The sequence below is a fragment of the Limimaricola cinnabarinus genome (assembly GCF_002723615.1).
Classification (GTDB): domain Bacteria; phylum Pseudomonadota; class Alphaproteobacteria; order Rhodobacterales; family Rhodobacteraceae; genus Limimaricola; species Limimaricola cinnabarinus_B.
Window position 1 is genome coordinate 7,997 of the sequence record NZ_KZ304996.1, and the last position, 620, is coordinate 8,616.

Below are 620 nucleotides of genomic sequence, written 5' to 3' on the forward strand. Positions count from 1 at the left end.
GCAGGTTGAGCTCGAACCGGAAAATCGTGTCACGAGCAATAACCGGCGCCATTTGGGGCCAGATCGCGTGCCGAAGACGCGCCAGCGGTCCAGCGCCCGCGCTTTCGAGCGCCGCGATGGGCGCACGGGAAACACCGTCAATCGCTTCGGCATAGAACTTGGCGAGCATTCCGGTCGCATGAAAGGCAACGGCGATGATGCCGGGCAGCGGGCCGAGGCCGACGGCACCAACCATGAGCATCGCCACAAGAATCAGAGGTATCGCCCTGATGAAGGCGAGAAGTGTTCGAACCGTTCGATAGAGCGGCGGAGACACCATCGTTTCGGACGCAAGAATACCGAGCGGGGCCGACAGGACCACCGCTCCCAGAGAGCCAAGGATCGCGATCCTGAGCGTTTCGGCGCCGCCCTTCATGATCTCCCTCATCACGGTCGGATCAGGGGGAAACATCCGGCCGAGAAATTCTGCGATCCGGGGCCCGGCCGACAGGAGACGCGAGAACTCGACGTCGGTCGTCATGAAAGACCACAGAATTGCACCGGCGACCAATGTGCTGGCCGCGAAACCGCCGAACCCGCGAAACCGCATCAGGACACCGCTCGCAGACCGACACCGGGCA

General features: G+C 62.9%; 1 protein-coding gene. It reads right to left on the reverse strand.

What is annotated here, in order from left to right; genetic code table 11:
- Positions 1-520 (reverse strand): PhnE/PtxC family ABC transporter permease (locus CJ301_RS18040; protein WP_254050202.1); only part of this gene is annotated, 520 nt, incomplete at its 3' end.
- Positions 521-620 lie beyond the last annotated feature (100 nt).